At 37.5% G+C, this 17,811-nt stretch carries 20 protein-coding genes, 1 tRNA gene and 1 other annotated feature (1 of these 22 only partly in view); of the genes, 14 read left to right on the top strand and 7 right to left on the bottom strand.

Going from position 1 to position 17,811, the window contains the following annotated elements; all coding sequences use genetic code 11:
• Positions 1–48: 48 nt before the first annotated feature.
• From queA to A6B45_RS03045, 4 genes are all read left to right on the top strand, one after another.
• Positions 49–1,110 carry a tRNA preQ1(34) S-adenosylmethionine ribosyltransferase-isomerase QueA gene (gene queA, locus A6B45_RS03030; RefSeq protein WP_072613285.1) on the top strand — a complete coding sequence of 354 codons (1,062 nt, stop codon included), beginning with the start codon at positions 49–51 and terminating at the stop codon, positions 1,108–1,110.
• 109 nt (positions 1,111–1,219) lie between these two features.
• Complete coding sequence (locus A6B45_RS03035; RefSeq protein WP_227005788.1) at positions 1,220–2,338, top strand: glycerophosphodiester phosphodiesterase; 1,119 nt, start codon at positions 1,220–1,222, stop codon at positions 2,336–2,338.
• A gap of 75 nt (positions 2,339–2,413) precedes the next feature.
• A complete protein-coding gene (gene ruvA, locus A6B45_RS03040) occupies positions 2,414–3,004 on the top strand; it encodes a Holliday junction branch migration protein RuvA (RefSeq protein ID WP_072613286.1) in 591 nt (196 codons plus the stop codon).
• A 234-nt stretch (positions 3,005–3,238) separates the two neighbouring features.
• Positions 3,239–3,871, top strand: a complete 633-nt coding sequence (locus tag A6B45_RS03045) for a deoxynucleoside kinase (RefSeq protein ID WP_072613287.1) — start codon at positions 3,239–3,241, stop codon at positions 3,869–3,871.
• A 34-nt stretch (positions 3,872–3,905) separates the two neighbouring features.
• Here the strand turns inward: A6B45_RS03045 and mscL are convergent, their stop codons facing one another.
• Positions 3,906–4,286 carry a large-conductance mechanosensitive channel protein MscL gene (mscL, locus tag A6B45_RS03050; protein WP_072613288.1) on the bottom strand — a complete coding sequence of 127 codons (381 nt, stop codon included), beginning with the start codon at positions 4,284–4,286 and terminating at the stop codon, positions 3,906–3,908.
• A 171-nt stretch (positions 4,287–4,457) separates the two neighbouring features.
• On the opposite strand from mscL, the gene A6B45_RS03055 reads away from it, so the two are divergent.
• The 3 genes from A6B45_RS03055 (at position 4,458) to A6B45_RS03065 (ending at position 7,370) form a co-directional block, all read left to right on the top strand.
• Positions 4,458–5,927 carry an ABC transporter permease gene (locus A6B45_RS03055; protein ID WP_072613289.1) on the top strand — a complete coding sequence of 490 codons (1,470 nt, stop codon included), beginning with the start codon at positions 4,458–4,460 and terminating at the stop codon, positions 5,925–5,927.
• Positions 5,928–5,987: 60 nt separating this feature from the next.
• Positions 5,988–6,650: an ABC transporter ATP-binding protein gene (locus tag A6B45_RS03060; protein WP_072613290.1), complete on the top strand. Its 663-nt coding sequence runs from the start codon at positions 5,988–5,990 to the stop codon at positions 6,648–6,650.
• A gap of 105 nt (positions 6,651–6,755) precedes the next feature.
• Positions 6,756–7,370, top strand: coding sequence for an ECF transporter S component (locus A6B45_RS03065; protein WP_072613291.1), 615 nt, complete (start codon positions 6,756–6,758; stop codon positions 7,368–7,370).
• Between the two features lie 31 nt (positions 7,371–7,401).
• On the opposite strand, the gene A6B45_RS03070 is transcribed toward A6B45_RS03065, so the two are convergent.
• Positions 7,402–7,474 (bottom strand) — tRNA-Arg (locus tag A6B45_RS03070).
• A gap of 107 nt (positions 7,475–7,581) precedes the next feature.
• Between A6B45_RS03070 and A6B45_RS03075 the strand changes: the two genes are divergently transcribed.
• On the top strand, positions 7,582–8,196 hold the full coding sequence (locus tag A6B45_RS03075; protein ID WP_072613292.1) for an ECF transporter S component: 615 nt from the start codon (positions 7,582–7,584) through the stop codon (positions 8,194–8,196).
• A gap of 39 nt (positions 8,197–8,235) precedes the next feature.
• On the opposite strand, the gene A6B45_RS03080 is transcribed toward A6B45_RS03075, so the two are convergent.
• Positions 8,236–8,892 (bottom strand): cell wall anchor protein, encoded by a 657-nt coding sequence (locus A6B45_RS03080; protein WP_072613293.1) that lies wholly within the window; start codon positions 8,890–8,892, stop codon positions 8,236–8,238.
• A gap of 291 nt (positions 8,893–9,183) precedes the next feature.
• On the opposite strand from A6B45_RS03080, the gene A6B45_RS03085 reads away from it, so the two are divergent.
• The 3 genes from A6B45_RS03085 (at position 9,184) to tuf (ending at position 13,393) form a co-directional block, all read left to right on the top strand.
• Positions 9,184–11,013: a ribonuclease J gene (locus tag A6B45_RS03085; RefSeq protein ID WP_072613294.1), complete on the top strand. Its 1,830-nt coding sequence runs from the start codon at positions 9,184–9,186 to the stop codon at positions 11,011–11,013.
• Between the two features lie 105 nt (positions 11,014–11,118).
• Entirely contained in the window at positions 11,119–12,042 is a 924-nt protein-coding gene (locus A6B45_RS03090; RefSeq protein ID WP_072613295.1) for a type I restriction endonuclease subunit R, read from the top strand.
• Positions 12,043–12,205: 163 nt separating this feature from the next.
• Positions 12,206–13,393, top strand: coding sequence for an elongation factor Tu (gene tuf, locus A6B45_RS03095; RefSeq protein WP_072613296.1), 1,188 nt, complete (start codon positions 12,206–12,208; stop codon positions 13,391–13,393).
• A 44-nt stretch (positions 13,394–13,437) separates the two neighbouring features.
• Here the strand turns inward: tuf and A6B45_RS10625 are convergent, their stop codons facing one another.
• Entirely contained in the window at positions 13,438–13,572 is a 135-nt protein-coding gene (locus A6B45_RS10625) for a hypothetical protein (protein WP_010692185.1), read from the bottom strand.
• A gap of 137 nt (positions 13,573–13,709) precedes the next feature.
• On the opposite strand from A6B45_RS10625, the gene A6B45_RS03100 reads away from it, so the two are divergent.
• From A6B45_RS03100 to A6B45_RS03110, 3 genes are all read left to right on the top strand, one after another.
• Positions 13,710–14,444 (top strand): amino acid ABC transporter ATP-binding protein, encoded by a 735-nt coding sequence (locus A6B45_RS03100; RefSeq protein ID WP_072613297.1) that lies wholly within the window; start codon positions 13,710–13,712, stop codon positions 14,442–14,444.
• Between the two features lie 9 nt (positions 14,445–14,453).
• Positions 14,454–15,143: a ribose-5-phosphate isomerase RpiA gene (rpiA, locus tag A6B45_RS03105; RefSeq protein ID WP_072613298.1), complete on the top strand. Its 690-nt coding sequence runs from the start codon at positions 14,454–14,456 to the stop codon at positions 15,141–15,143.
• A gap of 74 nt (positions 15,144–15,217) precedes the next feature.
• Positions 15,218–15,658 (top strand): universal stress protein, encoded by a 441-nt coding sequence (locus A6B45_RS03110; RefSeq protein ID WP_072613299.1) that lies wholly within the window; start codon positions 15,218–15,220, stop codon positions 15,656–15,658.
• Between the two features lie 32 nt (positions 15,659–15,690).
• Here A6B45_RS03110 and A6B45_RS03115 read toward each other — a convergent pair whose 3' ends face one another.
• The 3 genes from A6B45_RS03115 to A6B45_RS03125 are packed head-to-tail and all read right to left on the bottom strand — an operon-like array spanning position 15,691 to position 17,601.
• Positions 15,691–16,440 (bottom strand): peptidylprolyl isomerase, encoded by a 750-nt coding sequence (locus A6B45_RS03115; RefSeq protein WP_072613300.1) that lies wholly within the window; start codon positions 16,438–16,440, stop codon positions 15,691–15,693.
• Between the two features lie 2 nt (positions 16,441–16,442).
• Positions 16,443–16,964, bottom strand: coding sequence for an SAM-dependent methyltransferase (locus A6B45_RS03120; RefSeq protein WP_072613301.1), 522 nt, complete (start codon positions 16,962–16,964; stop codon positions 16,443–16,445).
• Positions 16,948–17,601, bottom strand: a complete 654-nt coding sequence (locus A6B45_RS03125; RefSeq protein WP_072613302.1) for a phosphatase PAP2 family protein — start codon at positions 17,599–17,601, stop codon at positions 16,948–16,950. The genes A6B45_RS03120 and A6B45_RS03125 overlap by 17 nt, the downstream gene beginning before the upstream one ends.
• A 41-nt stretch (positions 17,602–17,642) precedes the next feature.
• Positions 17,643–17,811 (top strand) — a binding site (T-box leader) (it continues 38 nt past the right edge of the window).

Below are 17,811 nucleotides of genomic sequence, written 5' to 3' on the forward strand. Positions count from 1 at the left end.
TATGTTACAATGGAAATTAGATTATTTTTAAAGGGATCCGATATCATTATGGCAGAAGAAAAAAAATATACATTATCAGATTTTGATTATGATTTACCAGAGGCGTTGATTGCACAAACACCGTTGAAGCAACGTGATGCTTCGAGATTATTAGCATTGAACGCTAAAACTGGTGTTTATGAGGATAAACATTTCTATGACATATTAGATTACTTGAATCCTGGGGATGCTATTGTCATGAATAATTCACGTGTTCTACCAGCACGTTTACACGGTGCACGTCCGGAAACTGGTGGACATGCTGAAGTCCTACTACTTCGTCAAGATCATGGCGATGTATGGGAAACGTTAGTTAAACCAGCTAAAAAATCACCCGTTGGGTCAACTATTGTTTTTGGTGATGACATTGAAAATCCGATTATGACCGCAACAGTTGTTGGGGAATTAGAACATGGTGGTCGATATATTGAATTTCATTATGATGGCATTTTTATGGAATTACTCGATCAATTAGGTGAAATGCCATTACCACCATACATCAAAGAAAAGCTGGATGATCAAGAACGTTATCAAACGGTCTATTCAAAGGTTGATGGTTCAGCAGCGGCACCAACAGCGGGGTTACATTGGACACCTGAGTTGTTAGATAAGGTCCGTGCCAAAGGTGTTAAAACGATTGAATTAACGCTTCATGTAGGTCTTGGAACGTTCCGACCTGTCGATGAAGAAAATATTGAAGATCATAAAATGCATTCGGAATTTTACCAACTCAGCCAAGAAGCTGCTGATGAGTTGAATTCGGTTAGAAAACACGGCGGGCGTATCATTGCTACTGGAACGACGTCAATACGTACACTTGAAACTATTGGTACTAAGTTTAATGGTGACCTGACCGCTGACTCAGGTTGGACGGATATTTTTATTAAACCAGGATACAACTGGACAGTTGTAGATGCCTTTATAACTAACTTCCATTTGCCTAAATCAACATTGGTCATGTTAGTGGCTGCTTTCACTGGGCGTGATAATATTTTGAATGCATATAAACATGCAGTTGATGATCGGTATCGTTTCTTCAGTTTTGGAGACGCGATGTTTATTCATAAATAATAAAGACGAACAAAACGAAAAAAAAATACATCTGACTCTCAGACGTATTTTTTATTTGTGTATCTGTTTATCAAAGTAGAATGCTATACAGAGTAACAACGGGGGAAACATGAGATTTATTTTAGGTTTGTGTGCATTAATATCGGGCATGCTTTTTACCAAAATTGTGAATTCGGAAGCGGGCTCAGTGGAGCCACCTTCAATGCTAGAAAAAGTAGTGCTAACACAAATTGAGAATGGCTCGGTAGGCCAAACGCCACACTCTGGTTATGTGAACGGCAGTTATTATAAGGCAGCTGAACCGGCTAACGGTTATTTAGATGATGGAACTGGAAAGTATTTTTTTAAAGATGGCAAACGTCAAAGTGGTTTACAAACAGTTGATTCAAAAACTTATTATTTTGATTCAGTAACAAATCTTGCTGTTAAAAATCAATTGAAGTCAGTTGATAAGCACACGTATTACTTTGCTTCGGATGGTAGTGTTCAATACCGTGTTAATGGTAATTTTCAAACAAAGTTAATTGCTCATCGTGGTGCTTCAAATTTAGCCCCTGAGAATTCAATACCAGCTTTTCAATTAGCTAAGGGTAGTTATGGTGCTGAAACAGATATTTGGCTCACAAAAGACAAGCAGTGGATTGTCAGCCATGATGGCACTATTGATCGTATGACTAATGGTCATGGCGCCATTAAAGATTTAACATTAGCTCAGATTAAACAATATCACATTGACTCTGGTGTTAATGTTGGAAAATATCAATCACTAACTTTGCCAACTTTAAAAGAGTATTTAACTGAGATGTCTAATAATAATTTACGGCCAATTATTGAAATCAAACAGCCTGCTAGTCAAATGAGCGATAGTGATGTTCAAAATTTAATTGCTGCAGTCAAGAATGCAGGATTGTATAATAACAGTACGATAATTAGCCTGCAGTGTGAAGCCTTAAAACATGTATATGCGCTAGACAAAAAGATTTCGCTGGAACTTTTATGGGATTCGGCTAGTGATCCAGTGCAGTTGTCTGAAAAATTAAACGAATTAGGACCCAAAGCGGGGCTAGATATTAATGGAAAAAAATTAACGAGCCAAACAATTCAAGCGCTCAGACAGCAAGGACGACGACTAAATGTTTGGACAATATCGCCGTCAGACTTCCCTTATTATATTGGACTAGGTGTTGATGAAATTACGACGGATGCTAATAGTTTTAGTTTAAACTGATTTATTTTAGGGTGAGTGCTATGTGCGTTTTATGCTAAACTAAAAGAAACTATTTGAAAGAGAGTTATTGCGTAAATGTATGAGTATATTAATGGGCTAATTACAAATATCACACCATCGTATATTGTGATTGCATCCCGAAGTGGCGTGGGATATCGTCTGTACAGTGCTAATCCTTACCGTTTTGAGGAGAATGTGGAATCACATGTCTATGTGCAGCAAATTGTTCGTGAAAATGACATCAGTTTATATGGATTCATTGACGCTGATGAGAAAGCCTTATTTAATAAGCTATTAAATGTTTCAGGGATTGGACCTAAAAGTGCCTTAGCTATTTTGGCAAATGGGGATGCCGAGGGCCTTATTAGTGCAGTTGAAAATGATAATGTGGCTTATTTGACACAATTCCCTGGTGTCGGAAAGAAAACGGCTCAGCAAATTGTTTTGGATTTGAAAGGTAAGTTGGATGAGTTAGCATCTAAAACAGGTATGATTAATGCTTCAAGTAATCCAGAACAATCTCAAGCTTTAGATGATGCACTTGAAGCACTATTAGCACTTGGCTACACAGCTAAAGATGTGAAAGCAGTTGCCCAGATTATTGGTCGCAATAGCGATACTACAGATGGATATATTCGCTCAGCTTTAAAGCTGTTGGTTAAATAAAAACGTCCGTGAGGATGTTTTTTTAGAATAAATTGGTAGGCATTTAAAGTAGTCTGCATTTTGAAGGATGTATTTGATATAATAAATATTGTCTTTAATACTGAAAACACCTCGGAATATTTTGCGAGGATTCATCGGATATGACAAAAGTCGCTCACCAGCGATTACTTGAAAATGGCTGATTTAAACTAATTTTCAAGTCAAAATAATGAAAACATCAGGAAGAAGGTTGTCATGGTGATTATTACTGCGGGTATGATCGGTGTTGGTAAAACAACACTCACAAGTTTGATTGCAGAGCATATGAACACGAAAGCATTTTATGAACCGGTAGGCGATAATCCCGTTTTACCGCTTTATTACTCCGATCCAAAGCAATATGGTTTCTTGTTGCAAATATACTTTTTAAATCGTCGTTTTGACATGATTAAGCAAGCATTGGCGGACGATAATAATGTGCTTGATCGTTCAATTTATGAAGATGCCTTGTTCACAGAAGAAAACCACAAAGATGGTAATATCTCTGACTCTGAGATGGACGTTTATACCAGCCTATTAGATAATATGATGGCTGAACTACAAAAAATGCCTAAAAAAGCTCCTGATTTGATGGTATATGCTGAAACTGATTTTGAAACCATTTTATACCGTATTAAAAAGCGTGGTCGTGATTATGAACAATTTGATAATAACGAAGGTTTAAGATCCTATTATTACAAAATGTGGTCAGCTTATCGTGATTGGTTCGATGCTTATGATGCATCTCCAAAGATTAAAATCGATTTGCAGACTTATGATCTTGAGCAAGCAGATAACCAAAAGATTATTTTGGAACAAATTGATGATGCACTAAAAGCCATTCGATAAATAAAAAAGAAGTTCAAATTTGAACTTCTTTTTTTTAAGCTTTTTTCTCAGCATCTAACAAATCACGGATTTCTGTCAAAATCTCTAATTCAGGGTTAGCTTTTGCTTCTTCTTGTTTGTTAGCTTTAAACAAGCGGTTAATAAACTTAACAATCAGAAATACAACGAAAGCAGTAATCAAAAAATTAATTACGTCATTTAAGAAAGCACCATATTTAAATGTTAACGTCTTTGTAATGACAAGTTGCAATTGGTCTAAGTCTGTTGTTCCGCCAGTTGCAAATGCAATGATTGGACTGATTAAGTTAGTTGTTAATGACTTAACCAACCCAGTAAAGGCACCACCAATAATGACACCAACTGCCAAGTCAAGTACATTTCCTCGCATAATAAAAGCTTTGAATTCCGATAACATTAAGTTTTTTCCTCTATTCTCTTTAAAATTATTCTTGATTAAATTATACAATAAATGCAGATTTTTGCCAAAAAAACGAATAATATGATATTTTAATTTTCGTTTAATTGATTTGAATTTAATTTAGAGGTGCTAAATTACCAATATTAAGAAATGTTAAGGAGCATTATTATGGATTTTATCAAACGTGCTGGGCTCTATTTACGGCAAAAAATAGGGCGTACAGCGTTGATCACACTGGTGATGAGTGCCATTATGATATTTGTATTGGCAGGTATCATCATTCAAAGTGCTGCTATTCAAGCAACGAATAGTGCTAAAAATTCGGCAGGTACGACGGTTACTTTAAGTGCAGACCGTGAAAAAGCTTTTGCCTCAATGCGCAAAAGTCAAAGCAGCTCGTCTTCATCAAGTAGCTCATCGTCGAATGCAGCACCGGCTGCCATTACAATGCCAAGTGTAAAAATTAAAACGGCTGAAAAAATTGCTGCTTTGAGTAATGTGGCAGGTTATCAATATAGTAATAGTGCTTCAGTAAACGCTAGTGGCTTTTCGGCGGTTACAACATCTTCGTCAAGTGGCGGTGGTCAAGGTGGATTCAGTGGTTCATCAAACAGCGGTGATATAACAATTAGCGGTGTGTCAACAACAGCTGCCGAAACGAATTTCAAATCAAAAAGTTATAAAATCACATCAGGTCGCGGTATTACCGCCGCTGATAAAAATACTAATAATGTTGTGATTGAAAGTGAATTGGCAACAAGCAACAGCTTAAAAGTTGGCAGCACTATTAAGGTTAAAACGACAGATGATGATTCAAAAACGTATACGTTAAATGTTGTGGGTATTTACAAAGCAAAAACATCAACATCAAGTCAAGGTGGACCAAATATGAGTGATCCATCAAATACAATTTATTCAAGTTATACATTTGCAGGAACAGTTAATGGTGACACAACATCTGTAACCAGCGTTGTTTACACATTAACAGATTCATCTAAAGAAAAGGCATTTACAAAGCAAGCTAAGAAGCTAATTTCAAGCAGTTTCAGTTTGACATCTAGTTCTGAAACTTATGCTTTGTTGATGAAGCCTATGAAGAATGTTCAAAGTTTTGCCAATAAGATTGTTTGGATTGTTGGTATTGCTGGTACGATTATTTTGGCATTAATTACCGTTTTGATGATTCGAGAACGTCGTCATGAGATTGGTGTCTTGATGGCATTAGGGGAAAGTAAGTTTAAAATTGTGCTTCAACTTTTCTCAGAATTATTTGCGGTATTAGTATTGTCTCTAGTGATTGCAGGAGTTGCTGGAAACTTTGTAGGAAATGCGGTAGGGAAGCAACTTGTTTCACAACAAACTACTGCTACGCAATCAACTAGCACTGGCGCTGGGTTTGGTGGTGGTGGACAACAACCAGGGGGTGGCGGTGGAACAGCACCTTCTGGCGCTGGTAGAAGTGGTCAAACTAGTATGACAGCTAGTGGCAGTCAAGTAAGCACCCTAAAAACAAAGATTAGCGCAAAGTCAATGGCTGAACTTGGTGGCCTAGGTTTGGGAATCATAGCGATTGCTGTCGTCGCTGGATCAACACCAATTTTCCGCTTAAAGCCAAAAAAGATTTTGTCAAATGAATAAAGTAAAACTATTACAAAATTATTCATGCGCCTTAATGGCTAATCAAAAGGAGAATTATTTATGACATTGGCAATAAAAGATTTAACACATCAATATAATGCACAAGAAAAGCCACTATATGAACATATCAATATGTCATTTGAACCGAAAACATTGTACAGTATCGTCGGACAATCTGGTTCTGGTAAAACAACATTACTTAGTTTTTTAGCAGGTTTAGACACACCATCCGAGGGGACGATTACGCTAGATGGTGAGGATATTAGTAAGTATGGATTAACCAAATACCGGAATCAAAAGGTTGCGATCATTTTCCAATCATATAATCTCTTAAATTATATGACAGCCGCACAAAATGTATCATCAGCGTTATCGATGACCAAATCAAAGCATACAGGCGACAAGGATTATATTTATGCAACCTTGGAGAAACTTGGTATTAACCGCACGCTGGCAGATAAAAATGTTCAGCAGTTGTCAGGTGGGCAGCAACAACGAGTGGCCATTGCTCGAGCTTTGGCTGTGGATGCTAAAATAGTTATTGCTGATGAGCCAACAGGTAATCTGGATGAGGAAAATACACAAGAAGTCATCAAAATTTTCCAAGAACTGGCACATGAAGTTGGTAAAACAGTTATTTTAGTTACACACGAACCCAATGTGGCTCAAGCAGCCGATGTGCAAATTAGTTTGAAAAATCGTCAGTTCACAATTGTAGAATAACATTCAACAAAGAGCGCTATCATCAAAAGTTAGTGCTTTTTTTGTTGACAAATTAATGATGTATCTATATAGTTTAGGGCATATGCAATTATTGGGGAGTCTATAATGATTAATCAAAAAACACGTTATTTCGTAATAACGACACTTTTTATCGCAATTGTATTTTTACAAATTTTTGTTCCTTGGCTTGGATTATTGCCCCTTGGTGCATTTGTGGTTGGCGCTTCAGTGACGATTATTCAATTTACCGTTGCCATTTCTAGCATTATTTTGGGTCCAAAATATGGCGCAATTGTTGGCTGCTGGTGGGGTTTATTATCATTTGCAAATGCCATAACCCACCCAGGAACGATAGGTTCTTTAATGTTTCAGAATCCCTTGACTGCCATTATCCCACGTGTTTTAATTGGTTTGATTGTTGGCTATCTCTTTAATAAGCTATTACGAAACCAGTCTACAGCGATTCGGACAGTTGGGTTAGGGGTATTAGGTACAACAGCAGCTTTAATCAACACAGCAGGAGTTGTTTTGCTAACCACATTAGGTTTTACTGTTATGCACACTAATTTCACGGGTGTACCAACGCATAACATCTTAGCTTGGCTGATCAGCATTGTCTCATTTAATGCCTTGTTTGAAATGATTGTAGGTTTTATTTTAGTTAGTGTAATCGGTAGTGTATTGTTACCAATAGCGGAAAGAGCGAATATAATAGGATAGAAAAAGGGTGCCAATCGGCACCCTTTTCTTATGCGTCTACCCAGACTCGAACTGGGAGCTAAAACTTAGGAGGTTCTTGTTCTATCCTGTTGAACTATAGACGCAGTACTCATAAATTATACCGATATTTGGCGACAAAAACAAATGTTAAATGAATAATGTTGCTCTATGATATGATATAAAGCGTGGAATATACATAGGAGCAAATATTATGACCAACAATAAGACAAAATATTTGGTAGTTACAACTTTCTTTATGGCAATTATCTTATTACAAGTACTGATTCCTTGGCTTGGGTATATACCGCTCGGTGCTGTTATTGTAGGTGCACAACCAACAATCATACAGTTCACCGTAGCTATCGCTGCAATTCTTTTAGGAGCACGTTGGGGTGCCTTTATTGGTGGCTTCTGGGGGTTATTAACTTTTTGGCAAGCTTGGTCGACACCGGGTTCTATTGGTTCATTAATGTTTCAAAATCCTTTTACGGCGTTTATACCTCGTATTTTGGTAGGGCTGGTAATTGGTATGGCGTTTAATAAGTGGTTACGCAACAAAAATTTAGGTGTTCGTACGCTTGGATTAGGATTCTTGGGTGGACTAGCCGCTTTGATTAATACAGTTGGAGTGGTGCTACTTACTGTCATCGGTTTTACGGTGATGCGCACGAATTTCACCGGCATACCCAATCACAATTTATTAGGCTGGCTATTAGGCATCGTGTCGTTTAACAGCATTTTTGAAATTATTACTGGAATCATTTTGGTAGCTGCCATTGGGAATGCTTTGGTCCCCATTGCTGAAAGAGCTGGGATAAAAGGGTAGCAGCATAATAAAAAAAGACATCAGTTAAGGTGTCTTTTTTTATTGTAAACCTGATTGTGTTTTGTTACTTGCAATGAGTTGGACGTTATTGCTTTCACCGCTAGGTGTAAAGACGATAGAGACTTTTGCACCACTTTGGCTTTGCCAAGTAGCATAAGCATATTTTTGATCTGCAGTTAAGTAAGTAGGGTTACCGTAAGTAGCACGAATTTGGTCATAAGTGGCTGAACCAAGGGCAACTTCATTATAAGTTGCCAAAGACCAGTTTCCAAATGTAGTTGTACTTGATGAAGCGGCACTTGATGAGGAAGAACTACCGCTAACACTAGATGTATTGCTGTTATCTTGTACTGGTGTCTGCGTTGCATCTTGGGTAGCACTGCTTAAGACTTGGGAAACTTCGCTACTAGCAACAGATGGAGCTGCAGCCACGCTTGTGGAAGAACTTATAATTGAAGTGGATTCTTCTGCTGAAGTACTGTTTGATGTATCTGAAGAGGTACTTGCTTTTTTTGTCTTCTTTTTGCTTGAAGAAGTTGATGAGCTATGGGAAACTTTGCTTGAAGAAGTTGCTTTTTTGTTGTCAGATTGGTGACCAACAATTACAAATCCTATCACGACTACTGCAATAAAAATAATAATTATTATAATGGCATTGCGAACTTTGTGTGATGGTTTGAATGGATGACGTTGCATGAGGTATCTTGTTCCTTTCATCTATAGACATGCTTTTTATTAATTTTTATCTGTCATCTTAACAGATACTATTCTTCTATTATTAACACGCTGTTTCAATAATACCAGAAAAGAGTTGAAAAGTATGCTAAAATAGAAACATTACGTATCGAGACAAGCAACAAGGAAGACCTCAGTGTTTTAGACCAGCAGGCTCCTGTTATTCATAAATATACGAATAAAAAAAGAATGTGTAGACTATGGTGATACCTAAAACATCTAGTTGATCACATGTTTATAAAGGAAAGATTAATGACAGATTTAAGTATTATTCCCTTTGGCGGAGTCCGCGAAAATGGGAAAAACATGTATGCCGTTACAGTTAATGACGAAATTTTTATATTGGATGCAGGATTAAAGTATCCAGAAACAGACCAGCTTGGTGTAGATGTAGTTGTGCCGGATTTTGAATATTTGATTAAAAATACTGAAAAAATTGCTGGCGTTTTCTTGTCACATGGACACGCGGATGCAATTGGTGCTTTGCCGTATTTTTTGCAGCAAGTCAATGTACCGATTTTTGGATCCGAGCTAACAATTGAATTAGCTAAGCTAGCGATAAAAGAACAGCCGGCACTAAAAGATTATAATGATTACCACATTATTAATGAAAAAAGTGAGATTGACTTTGGTAATGTTAAAGTATCCTTCTTTAATACCACACACTCAATTCCAGAATCATTAGGGATTGTAATTGGTACGGAATATGGCCAAGTTGTGTATACTGGCGATTTTAAGTTTGATCAAACGGCAGAAAGTTACTATCGTACCGATATTCCTCGTTTAGTAGAAGTTGGTCAGGGAAAAGTATTGGCTTTGTTGGCTGATGCTGCTGGTACAGAGGGTGGAGCTGATTCAGTTAATGAATCAAAGATTGGCGATTATATATTAGAAACGTTCCGTGATAATAAAAAAAAGCGTATTATTGTAGCAGCCGTTGCTTCGAATATTCAAAGAATTCAGCAAATTATTGATGCCACTGCTGCGACAAAACGTAAGCTTATTTTATCCGGGAATGATATCGAAAATGTTGTAAGAACAGCCATCAAATTAAAAAAGTTGCAGTTACCTTTGCCAGAAAGGCAACTATTTGTCAGTTTAAAAAATATGAAGAGTTTAGTTGCCCATGAAACGGTTATTTTAGAAACAGGCCGCATGGGGGAACCAATTAAGCATTTGAACCGCATGGCAAATGGTGAAGACGCGCACATTAAGATTGGCTCAGATGATCTTGTGTTTATTACCACAACACCTTCTACAGCCATGGAAAGTGTTGTAGCAAAAACACGTGATATGATTTTCAAGCAAGGCGCTGATGTGAAGCAGATTAGTACTGATATGCGTTCTAGTGGTCATGCATCACGAAATGACTTACAAATGATGCTTAACATCATGCAACCAGTGTACTTTATGCCTATTCAAGGAGAGTATCGTGTGATGTCAGCAGCCAAAGATGCGGCTGAAGAGGTCAATTTACCTGAAGATCATATTCTGATGGCAATGAAGGGTGATCAATTTAAGTTAATTGACGGCCAATTTGAGTTAAAAGATTCATTTACTATTGGTGAAACGTTGATTGATGGCTCTGGTATTGGCGATATTGGTAACGTGGTCTTGCGTGATCGTCGTATCTTGTCTGAAGATGGTGTTTTTGTTTCTGTTGTGACAATTGATCGTAAGAAACGTCAGGTTGTATCAAAACCAAAGTTAACATCACGTGGATTTGTTTATGTTAAAGCAAATCGTGATTTAATGAAAGAAGCTTCTGATTTAACTGTTAAACAAATTGAAGATTATTTGACTAACAATAAAAACTTTGATTGGAATGAGCTAAAAGCCGGTGTTCGCGATGTATTGTCACGTTTCTTATTTGAGCAAACGAGACGTCGACCCATGGTTATGCCTGTAGTTATGGAGGTCAACCAAAATCGCAGACCAAATAACCATAAGACAACGGCAACACAATCTGGTGCTCAGGCAAACAAACGCCCAGCACAAAAGAAACTGGCAACACCTAATAGCAATAAAAAAAAGGTTCGCCGTCCAGCAAAAAAGAACGTACAAAGTAAAACTACTGAATAATAAAAGTCCCAACTCAATTGAGTTGGGCTTTTGAATATTTGAAAGGAGGGTATGTGTTTTAATGATATACTGCATGATTTGGGTATTGTTTGAACACAATAAATTATGGATGAAAATATAACACCAGAAAATCAAGAATTAATTGATCGAGCCAATATTGAGACAAAACAAAAAAATTGGCATGATGATGCTGAAACGTTAGCTACGCTCTATGAGAAGATGCAAACATTCAAAGTCAATTACCGTCTAGTAACGGCGTTATTTATGGATGAACAATATCAACTTGCATCATCTTATGCGGATGACTTTCTACTAGAATATTTAGATGATGAATCTAATTTTCGAATGATTGTAGCGCTTGCAGTTCAAAACCAAAATTTTGTTTATGCGCAACAATTGGCTGTGCTTTGGGATGATTTAGATGTCGTTGATGAAGTTCTAAAGGAAATTAGACAAGCTGAAGAACGGGCACAAGAGAATATGAAAGCAACACTCGATACCATTGCGCGTCAGTTTTATCATATGAGTGATTATGATTTGCTAGCGCAGCGTGATCGCTACGAATCTGCGCGACATTTACCAGTGGCGCAGTTTGTTGTTGGTGCTAAATTTCTTCTTGTGGATCCGTACGCGTTACCGATTATTCGCGCAACCTTATTAGAAGATTTGCAAAAACTGCAGATTGATGGGATAGTTAAGTACCGTTGGCTGGATGATGAAATTTATGAGATACAGCTTAGCGATGTAATGCCGTTAACTAGTTCAGCAGTTTTTGAAGCTGCAGCAGCAACACTTGAAAGCAGATTAGGACAAGAAGACCCCATTGCCTTAGAAATGTTAGCTCATCAAATGCGTATTGAGCTAACATTACTATACCCACGAGTTGATATTGCAATAACTGATATTGAAGAATGGGTTGATAGCAGTATCGCACATTATTATGGTCGATCTAAACCAGATGAGCCAGAAAATCAACGACAATGGCATGAAAAAATAAATGCGTTGACTGAAAGCTTTTTTGAAAATTAAGTTCAAAACGGTTTACATTTTCTTAATAAGTCGGTATAATAATTTCTGGCTTCAAAAGCCGGAAAAATGCAAGTTATTTGTTGTCTTTTGACGGCTTGCGTTGTAAAATATATTTATAAACATTTTTCATAATATTGAAAAATGAATTTTGGAGGAAACTACATTGGCTAAGGAAACTTACGTTCGCACTAAGCCCCACGTTAACATTGGTACTATTGGACACGTCGATCACGGAAAGACGACTTTGACTGCCGCTATCTCAAAGGTATTGGCTGAAAAGCAAGGTGTTGATGCTACTGATTTTGCTGAAATCGATAACGCGCCTGAAGAAAAAGAACGTGGTATCACTATTAACACTTCTCACATCGAATATGAAACAGAGAAGCGTCACTATGCCCACATCGATGCCCCAGGTCACGCGGATTACGTTAAAAACATGATCACTGGTGCTGCCCAAATGGATGGTGCTATCTTGGTTGTTGCTGCAACTGATGGTCCTATGCCACAAACACGTGAACACATCTTGTTGGCACGTCAAGTTGGTGTTGACTACTTGGTTGTCTTCTTGAACAAGACTGATTTGGTTGATGATGAAGAATTAGTTGAATTGGTTGAAATGGAAGTTCGTGAATTGTTGTCAGAATATGACTTCCCAGGTGACGATATTCCTGTACTTAAGGGTTCAGCTTTGAAGGCTTTGGAAGGTGATCCTGAACAAGTTAAGGTTATCGAAGAATTGATGGATACTGTTGATGCATACATTCCAGAACCAGCACGTGAAACAGACAAGCCATTCTTGATGCCTGTCGAAGATGTCTTCACAATCACTGGTCGTGGTACAGTTGCTTCTGGTCGTGTTGACCGTGGTGTATTGACTACAGGAACTGAAGTTGAAATCGTTGGTTTGAAGGACGAAGTTCAAAAGACTACTGTTACAGGTATCGAAATGTTCCGTAAGACTTTGGAAGAAGCTCAAGCGGGTGATAACATCGGTGCATTGTTGCGTGGTGTTGATCGTAGCAACATTGAACGTGGTCAAGTTTTGGCAAAGCCAGGTTCAATTAAGACACACAAGAAGTTTAAGGCTGAAGTTTATGTCTTGACTAAGGAAGAAGGTGGTCGTCATACACCATTCTTCACTAACTACCGTCCACAATTCTACTTCCACACAACTGACGTTACAGGTGTTGTTGAATTGCCAGCCGGTGTTGAAATGGTTATGCCTGGTGACCAAGTGACATTCGAAATCGAATTGATCTCACCAGTTGCCATCGAACAAGGTTTGAAGTTTACTGTTCGTGAAGGTGGCCACACTGTTGGTGCCGGAACAGTTACTGATATCGAAGACTAATAATTTTATTAGTATTCAAAAAAACACGCGTAAGCGTGTTTTTTTTATTTCTTCTTTTCGTCTTTATCATGACCTAGTGCTGCTTTCCGAGTTTCGTCATTACTTTCACTAGTTGGTAATGAAATGAGATCTTCGAATGAATTTGATACTTTTTCTTCACGATTTACAATTTTAGCCATTAGCAGTCTCCATATATAGTTTATCAAAGTTAGTTTTATGCAATATTATACAATGTATTCAGTTTAATACGAATAACAGATGCATATAAATTATAACACTGTATAATAGTAATTAACATTAGAAATGGAGATTAATAATGACTGAGTTATTGAATATAAAAAATTTGAAAAAACAATTTGGTGAAAAAACAATTTTTGATAATGTAAATGTCGCTGTGCAAAAAGGAGAGGTTATTTCCGTTATTGGTCCTTCTGGCGCAGGTAAATCCACTTTTTTGCGCGCTATTAATATGTTAGATGCACCAACTAGTGGTAAGGTGAATTTTGAGGACCAGGATTTAACAAATCTGTCTGAAAAAGAGTTGGATCAGTTACGTGAAAAAATGGGTATGGTGTTTCAAAGCTTTAATTTGTTTCCAAATTTGTCTGTGATTGAGAACATTAAATTAGCTCCGGTAAAAGTTAAAAATATTAGCGATAAGGAAGCAACAGAAACTGCTGAAAAGCTACTTGCTCAAGTTGGCCTAGCCGATAAAGGAGATGTTTATCCGGACAGTCTCTCAGGAGGACAGAAACAACGTGTAGCGATTGCACGTGCTTTGGCAATGTCTCCTGATGTGTTGCTCTTTGATGAGCCGACAAGTGCCTTAGATCCAGAAATGGTAGGTGAGGTATTAGGCGTGATGAAGCAGCTGGCAGAAGATGGAATGACTATGATTGTTGTAACGCATGAGATGGGGTTTGCACGTGAAGTAGCGGATACTGTATGGTTTATGGCTGACGGTGGCATACAAGAGATTGCTACACCACAATCATTCTTTGATAAGCCAAAGACAAAGCGGGCACAAGAATTCTTAGAAAAAGTGTTATAAAACGAAAAGATGAACAAGCAAAAGAAACATGCCGGTGAGTTTGCTGCTGGATTAATAGAAGATGGAATGATTGTTGGTCTTGGAACAGGATCTACGATAGCATACTTTTTAGATGCATTAGCTAAACGTATTCAAGATGAAAAAATGACTATTATTGGTGTGACCACCTCAACAAAGACTGCCAGACGTGCGGAAGAACTTGGTATTCCGATTCGTGATATTGACTCAGTGCCAATGATAGATTTAACAATTGATGGTGCGGATGAAGTGGATAAGCATTTAAATGGCATCAAAGGTGGTGGAGCAGCTTTCTTAATGGAAAAAATTGTGGCGAGATATTCTAGACGTGTGATTTGGATTATTGACGAACAGAAGCTGCATAGTAAACTGGGACAGTTTCCTTTGCCAGTAGAAGTAGTAGCATTTGGCAGCGGTAAACTAATAGCTGAATTGAAAGAGCGCCATTTACACCCCAAATTACGTCTAGACAATCATCAGCAACCGCTAGTTACCGACTTGGGACACTATATTGTTGATCTAGATTTAGAACAAATTGATCAACCGTTTGAACTAGGGCATTATTTAGATGGACAGATTGGTATCGTTGAGCATGGGTTGTTTCTAAATGTTGCGAATCAAGTTATTATTGGACAGGACGAAGGCTATCGGGTCATGAATAACTTACAGAAAGAAATGTAATTTATTAAAAGCGCTTACATTATTTTTTTAATAGCGTTATAATGTAGTTATTAAGAAATAAGAGGGATAGGCGCATGGCATATAAAAACATTTTGGTTGCAATTGATGGTTCAGAAGTTTCAAACACATTGATAAAAAAAGTTGTTGAATTTGCTCCTGATTCACACATTGATATTTTGACAGTAGTGGACACCACAGGTGGTGGTTATTTTGGTTCAATCGCAATGAATGAAGACGTGGTTTATCAAATGGAACAGACTGCAGAAAAGGCTGTTAACGAATCTTTTGATTACGCTAAGTCATTGGGACACAATGATGTCGATATTCATGTACGTTTTGGTTCACCAAAGCGTGTTATTGCGCGGGATTTCCCGAAGGACCACCATAATGATTTAATTGTGATTGGTGAAACCGGACTGAGTCGTTTACAAAGAGCGATGGCAGGTACGGTACCATCATTCGTAACACAGGTTTCCAAAGTAGATGTTTTGATTATGCGGACGTTTGAAAAATGAAGCACAAAAAAAGGTAGCGTAAGCTACCTTTTTTATTGTGCTTCTTTTATAATTTCAATACTTATAATCTTTACTGGATTAGCGGGCTTTGATTTTTCACCACTTGAAGTGGCGCTAACTTTAGCACTGGCTATTTTATCTACTACCGCCATGCCGTCAATGACTTGGCCAAATACAGTGTAATTACCATCCAAACTAGGATATCCGCCTTTTTTATAAGCATTGACAATTTTGGTTGGATAAATATTGGGGTTGACGCCACTTGAAACATCTTCTGGGTTTTGGACAATGAAGAACTGACTGGCATTAGTGTCTGTACCTGCATTCGCCATTGAAACAGCACCACGAATATTGTACAGTGAGGTACTAATTTCATTTTTAAATCCGTTACCACTATCGATGCTCTTGTCTTTACCTTTCCAAATTGATTGTCCACCACTACCTGTACCTGTTGGATCGCCACCTTGAATCATAAAATTATTAATGACACGATGAAATGATGTGTTGCTATAGTAACCATCTTTGGCGTGAGTAATGAAATTTTCAACAGCTAGTGGTGTGTATTTATTGAAGAGTTTTATAGTGATGTCCCCATAAGTTGTCTTCATAATGAGCTTACTCTCGTTTTTAGCAATTTTAGTTGTTAGTTGAGGGAGGGCAACTTTATCTAGTTTAGGATCTTTTTTAGTACTGGCTGTTTTTTGCTGTGTCATTAGTAAAATGCCAACAATGCTAATGATTAATATGATTCCCATAACAATATGCGGTAAAAATTTTTTCATCATTAAATCCTTTCAATAACATCCGTTTGGACGAACCTTGTAATGTAACTGGCTTGTGAGTAGTCGGCCTCAAGTAGATTGTTTTTATATTCAAGCCATGCTTCAGGTACTTGCTCAAATTTAACAATGAGTAACCCCCCATGGGTTAGCCGTGGTAAGACGTATGAAATTTGTTGTAGGTAATCAGTTGGTCGATCGTTAACATTTTTAGCATCATCAGAATAATCGAAAATGGCGAAACTAATTTGGTTTTGTGAACCAAGTTCATTGATGAATTGGTTATCCAATGTTTTTCCCAGTAAGGTTACACGATCTGACAAACCACTCAGGAAAAGTGAAGCAGCGGCAGCATTAGCATTGTCCTTGGTCGTCGCATAGCTAAGCACTTTTCCAGCATTTCCAACTCTTGTAGCTAAAAATCTGGTATTGATACCATTTGCCGTTGTGCCATCAAGAACTATATCGTTGATTCTGACTGTCTGTTCGATTAATTGATGTGTGAAAGTATTACTTGTGAGAATCATGAAGAACTCCTGTAGCTGATTTAAGATCAAAAATAAAATACTTCGAAATAAAAAGTAACACGTAGCCAAGTGATAAACCAGCAAGAACATCACTTGGATAATGCACATTAACATACACTCTGCTGATTGGAATAATGATAATTAAACTAGTTAGAATAATTACACTGGCGGTTTTGAATAAACCTTGTTTTAGGTGATAATTGATCAAAATAATTAATGAACCATATAATAAAATTGCGGCCATAGAATGGCCAGAAGGAAAGCTGTAGCCACTTTCTTGAATAAGTTGTGGTTGTGGTCTGACGCGAGTAATCGCGTGTTTGAGCAATTGTGTAATGATTCCAGCAGATAACACGATATTAACGGACAAAAATAAAAGTTCGCGATAATAATGTTTATAGATCAGAAAAATACTAACAATTACTGATATTACAATAATTGCAGTTATATTGCCAGCCTGTGTAATATGAGTAAAAAATAAAGTAGTAAAGGTACCACGATGTTGGATTAACTGTTGGAAAAATATATCAAATTGGCGAAGCCAGTTGGGACTCATCAGAATGCCAAACGTCATTATACCAAAGAGTATAGTCGCCAATAGCGTACTTAATCTTTGTTTCTTTTGTTGAATAGTCATGCATTCAATTATACCTGATTATGACAATTTGTGTTATAATAATACCATTATTGTTCAACACTATTACGTATGGCGGGGTATCAGAGAGTAAGTGGCGCTGGAAACTTACCAAACAAAATTCGGAACTCAGTTGATTAAATTGCGGGTGAAATTAAGTAGTTCGCAACGTTTTGTCGCGTTAAGATATAATGAGACGTAGCAATACGTGAA

It is taken from the genome of Leuconostoc suionicum, from assembly GCF_001891125.1.
GTDB classification, from domain to species: Bacteria; Bacillota; Bacilli; order Lactobacillales; family Lactobacillaceae; genus Leuconostoc; species Leuconostoc suionicum.

Bases quoted from the DNA above. Each gene is read 5' to 3' on its own strand.
- queA (WP_072613285.1), top strand. From the start codon at position 49: ATGGCAGAAGAAAAAAAATATACATTATCAGATTTTGATTATGATTTA.
- A6B45_RS03035 (WP_227005788.1), top strand. From the start codon at position 1,220: ATGAGATTTATTTTAGGTTTGTGTGCATTAATATCGGGCATGCTTTTT.
- ruvA (WP_072613286.1), top strand. From the start codon at position 2,414: ATGTATGAGTATATTAATGGGCTAATTACAAATATCACACCATCGTAT.
- A6B45_RS03045 (WP_072613287.1), top strand. From the start codon at position 3,239: ATGGTGATTATTACTGCGGGTATGATCGGTGTTGGTAAAACAACACTC.
- mscL (WP_072613288.1), bottom strand. From the start codon at position 4,286: ATGTTATCGGAATTCAAAGCTTTTATTATGCGAGGAAATGTACTTGAC.
- A6B45_RS03055 (WP_072613289.1), top strand. From the start codon at position 4,458: ATGGATTTTATCAAACGTGCTGGGCTCTATTTACGGCAAAAAATAGGG.
- A6B45_RS03060 (WP_072613290.1), top strand. From the start codon at position 5,988: ATGACATTGGCAATAAAAGATTTAACACATCAATATAATGCACAAGAA.
- A6B45_RS03065 (WP_072613291.1), top strand. From the start codon at position 6,756: ATGATTAATCAAAAAACACGTTATTTCGTAATAACGACACTTTTTATC.
- A6B45_RS03075 (WP_072613292.1), top strand. From the start codon at position 7,582: ATGACCAACAATAAGACAAAATATTTGGTAGTTACAACTTTCTTTATG.
- A6B45_RS03080 (WP_072613293.1), bottom strand. From the start codon at position 8,892: ATGCAACGTCATCCATTCAAACCATCACACAAAGTTCGCAATGCCATT.
- A6B45_RS03085 (WP_072613294.1), top strand. From the start codon at position 9,184: ATGACAGATTTAAGTATTATTCCCTTTGGCGGAGTCCGCGAAAATGGG.
- A6B45_RS03090 (WP_072613295.1), top strand. From the start codon at position 11,119: ATGGATGAAAATATAACACCAGAAAATCAAGAATTAATTGATCGAGCC.
- A6B45_RS10625 (WP_010692185.1), bottom strand. From the start codon at position 13,572: ATGGCTAAAATTGTAAATCGTGAAGAAAAAGTATCAAATTCATTCGAA.
- A6B45_RS03100 (WP_072613297.1), top strand. From the start codon at position 13,710: ATGACTGAGTTATTGAATATAAAAAATTTGAAAAAACAATTTGGTGAA.
- rpiA (WP_072613298.1), top strand. From the start codon at position 14,454: ATGAACAAGCAAAAGAAACATGCCGGTGAGTTTGCTGCTGGATTAATA.
- A6B45_RS03110 (WP_072613299.1), top strand. From the start codon at position 15,218: ATGGCATATAAAAACATTTTGGTTGCAATTGATGGTTCAGAAGTTTCA.
- A6B45_RS03115 (WP_072613300.1), bottom strand. From the start codon at position 16,440: ATGAAAAAATTTTTACCGCATATTGTTATGGGAATCATATTAATCATT.
- A6B45_RS03120 (WP_072613301.1), bottom strand. From the start codon at position 16,964: ATGATTCTCACAAGTAATACTTTCACACATCAATTAATCGAACAGACA.
- A6B45_RS03125 (WP_072613302.1), bottom strand. From the start codon at position 17,601: ATGACTATTCAACAAAAGAAACAAAGATTAAGTACGCTATTGGCGACT.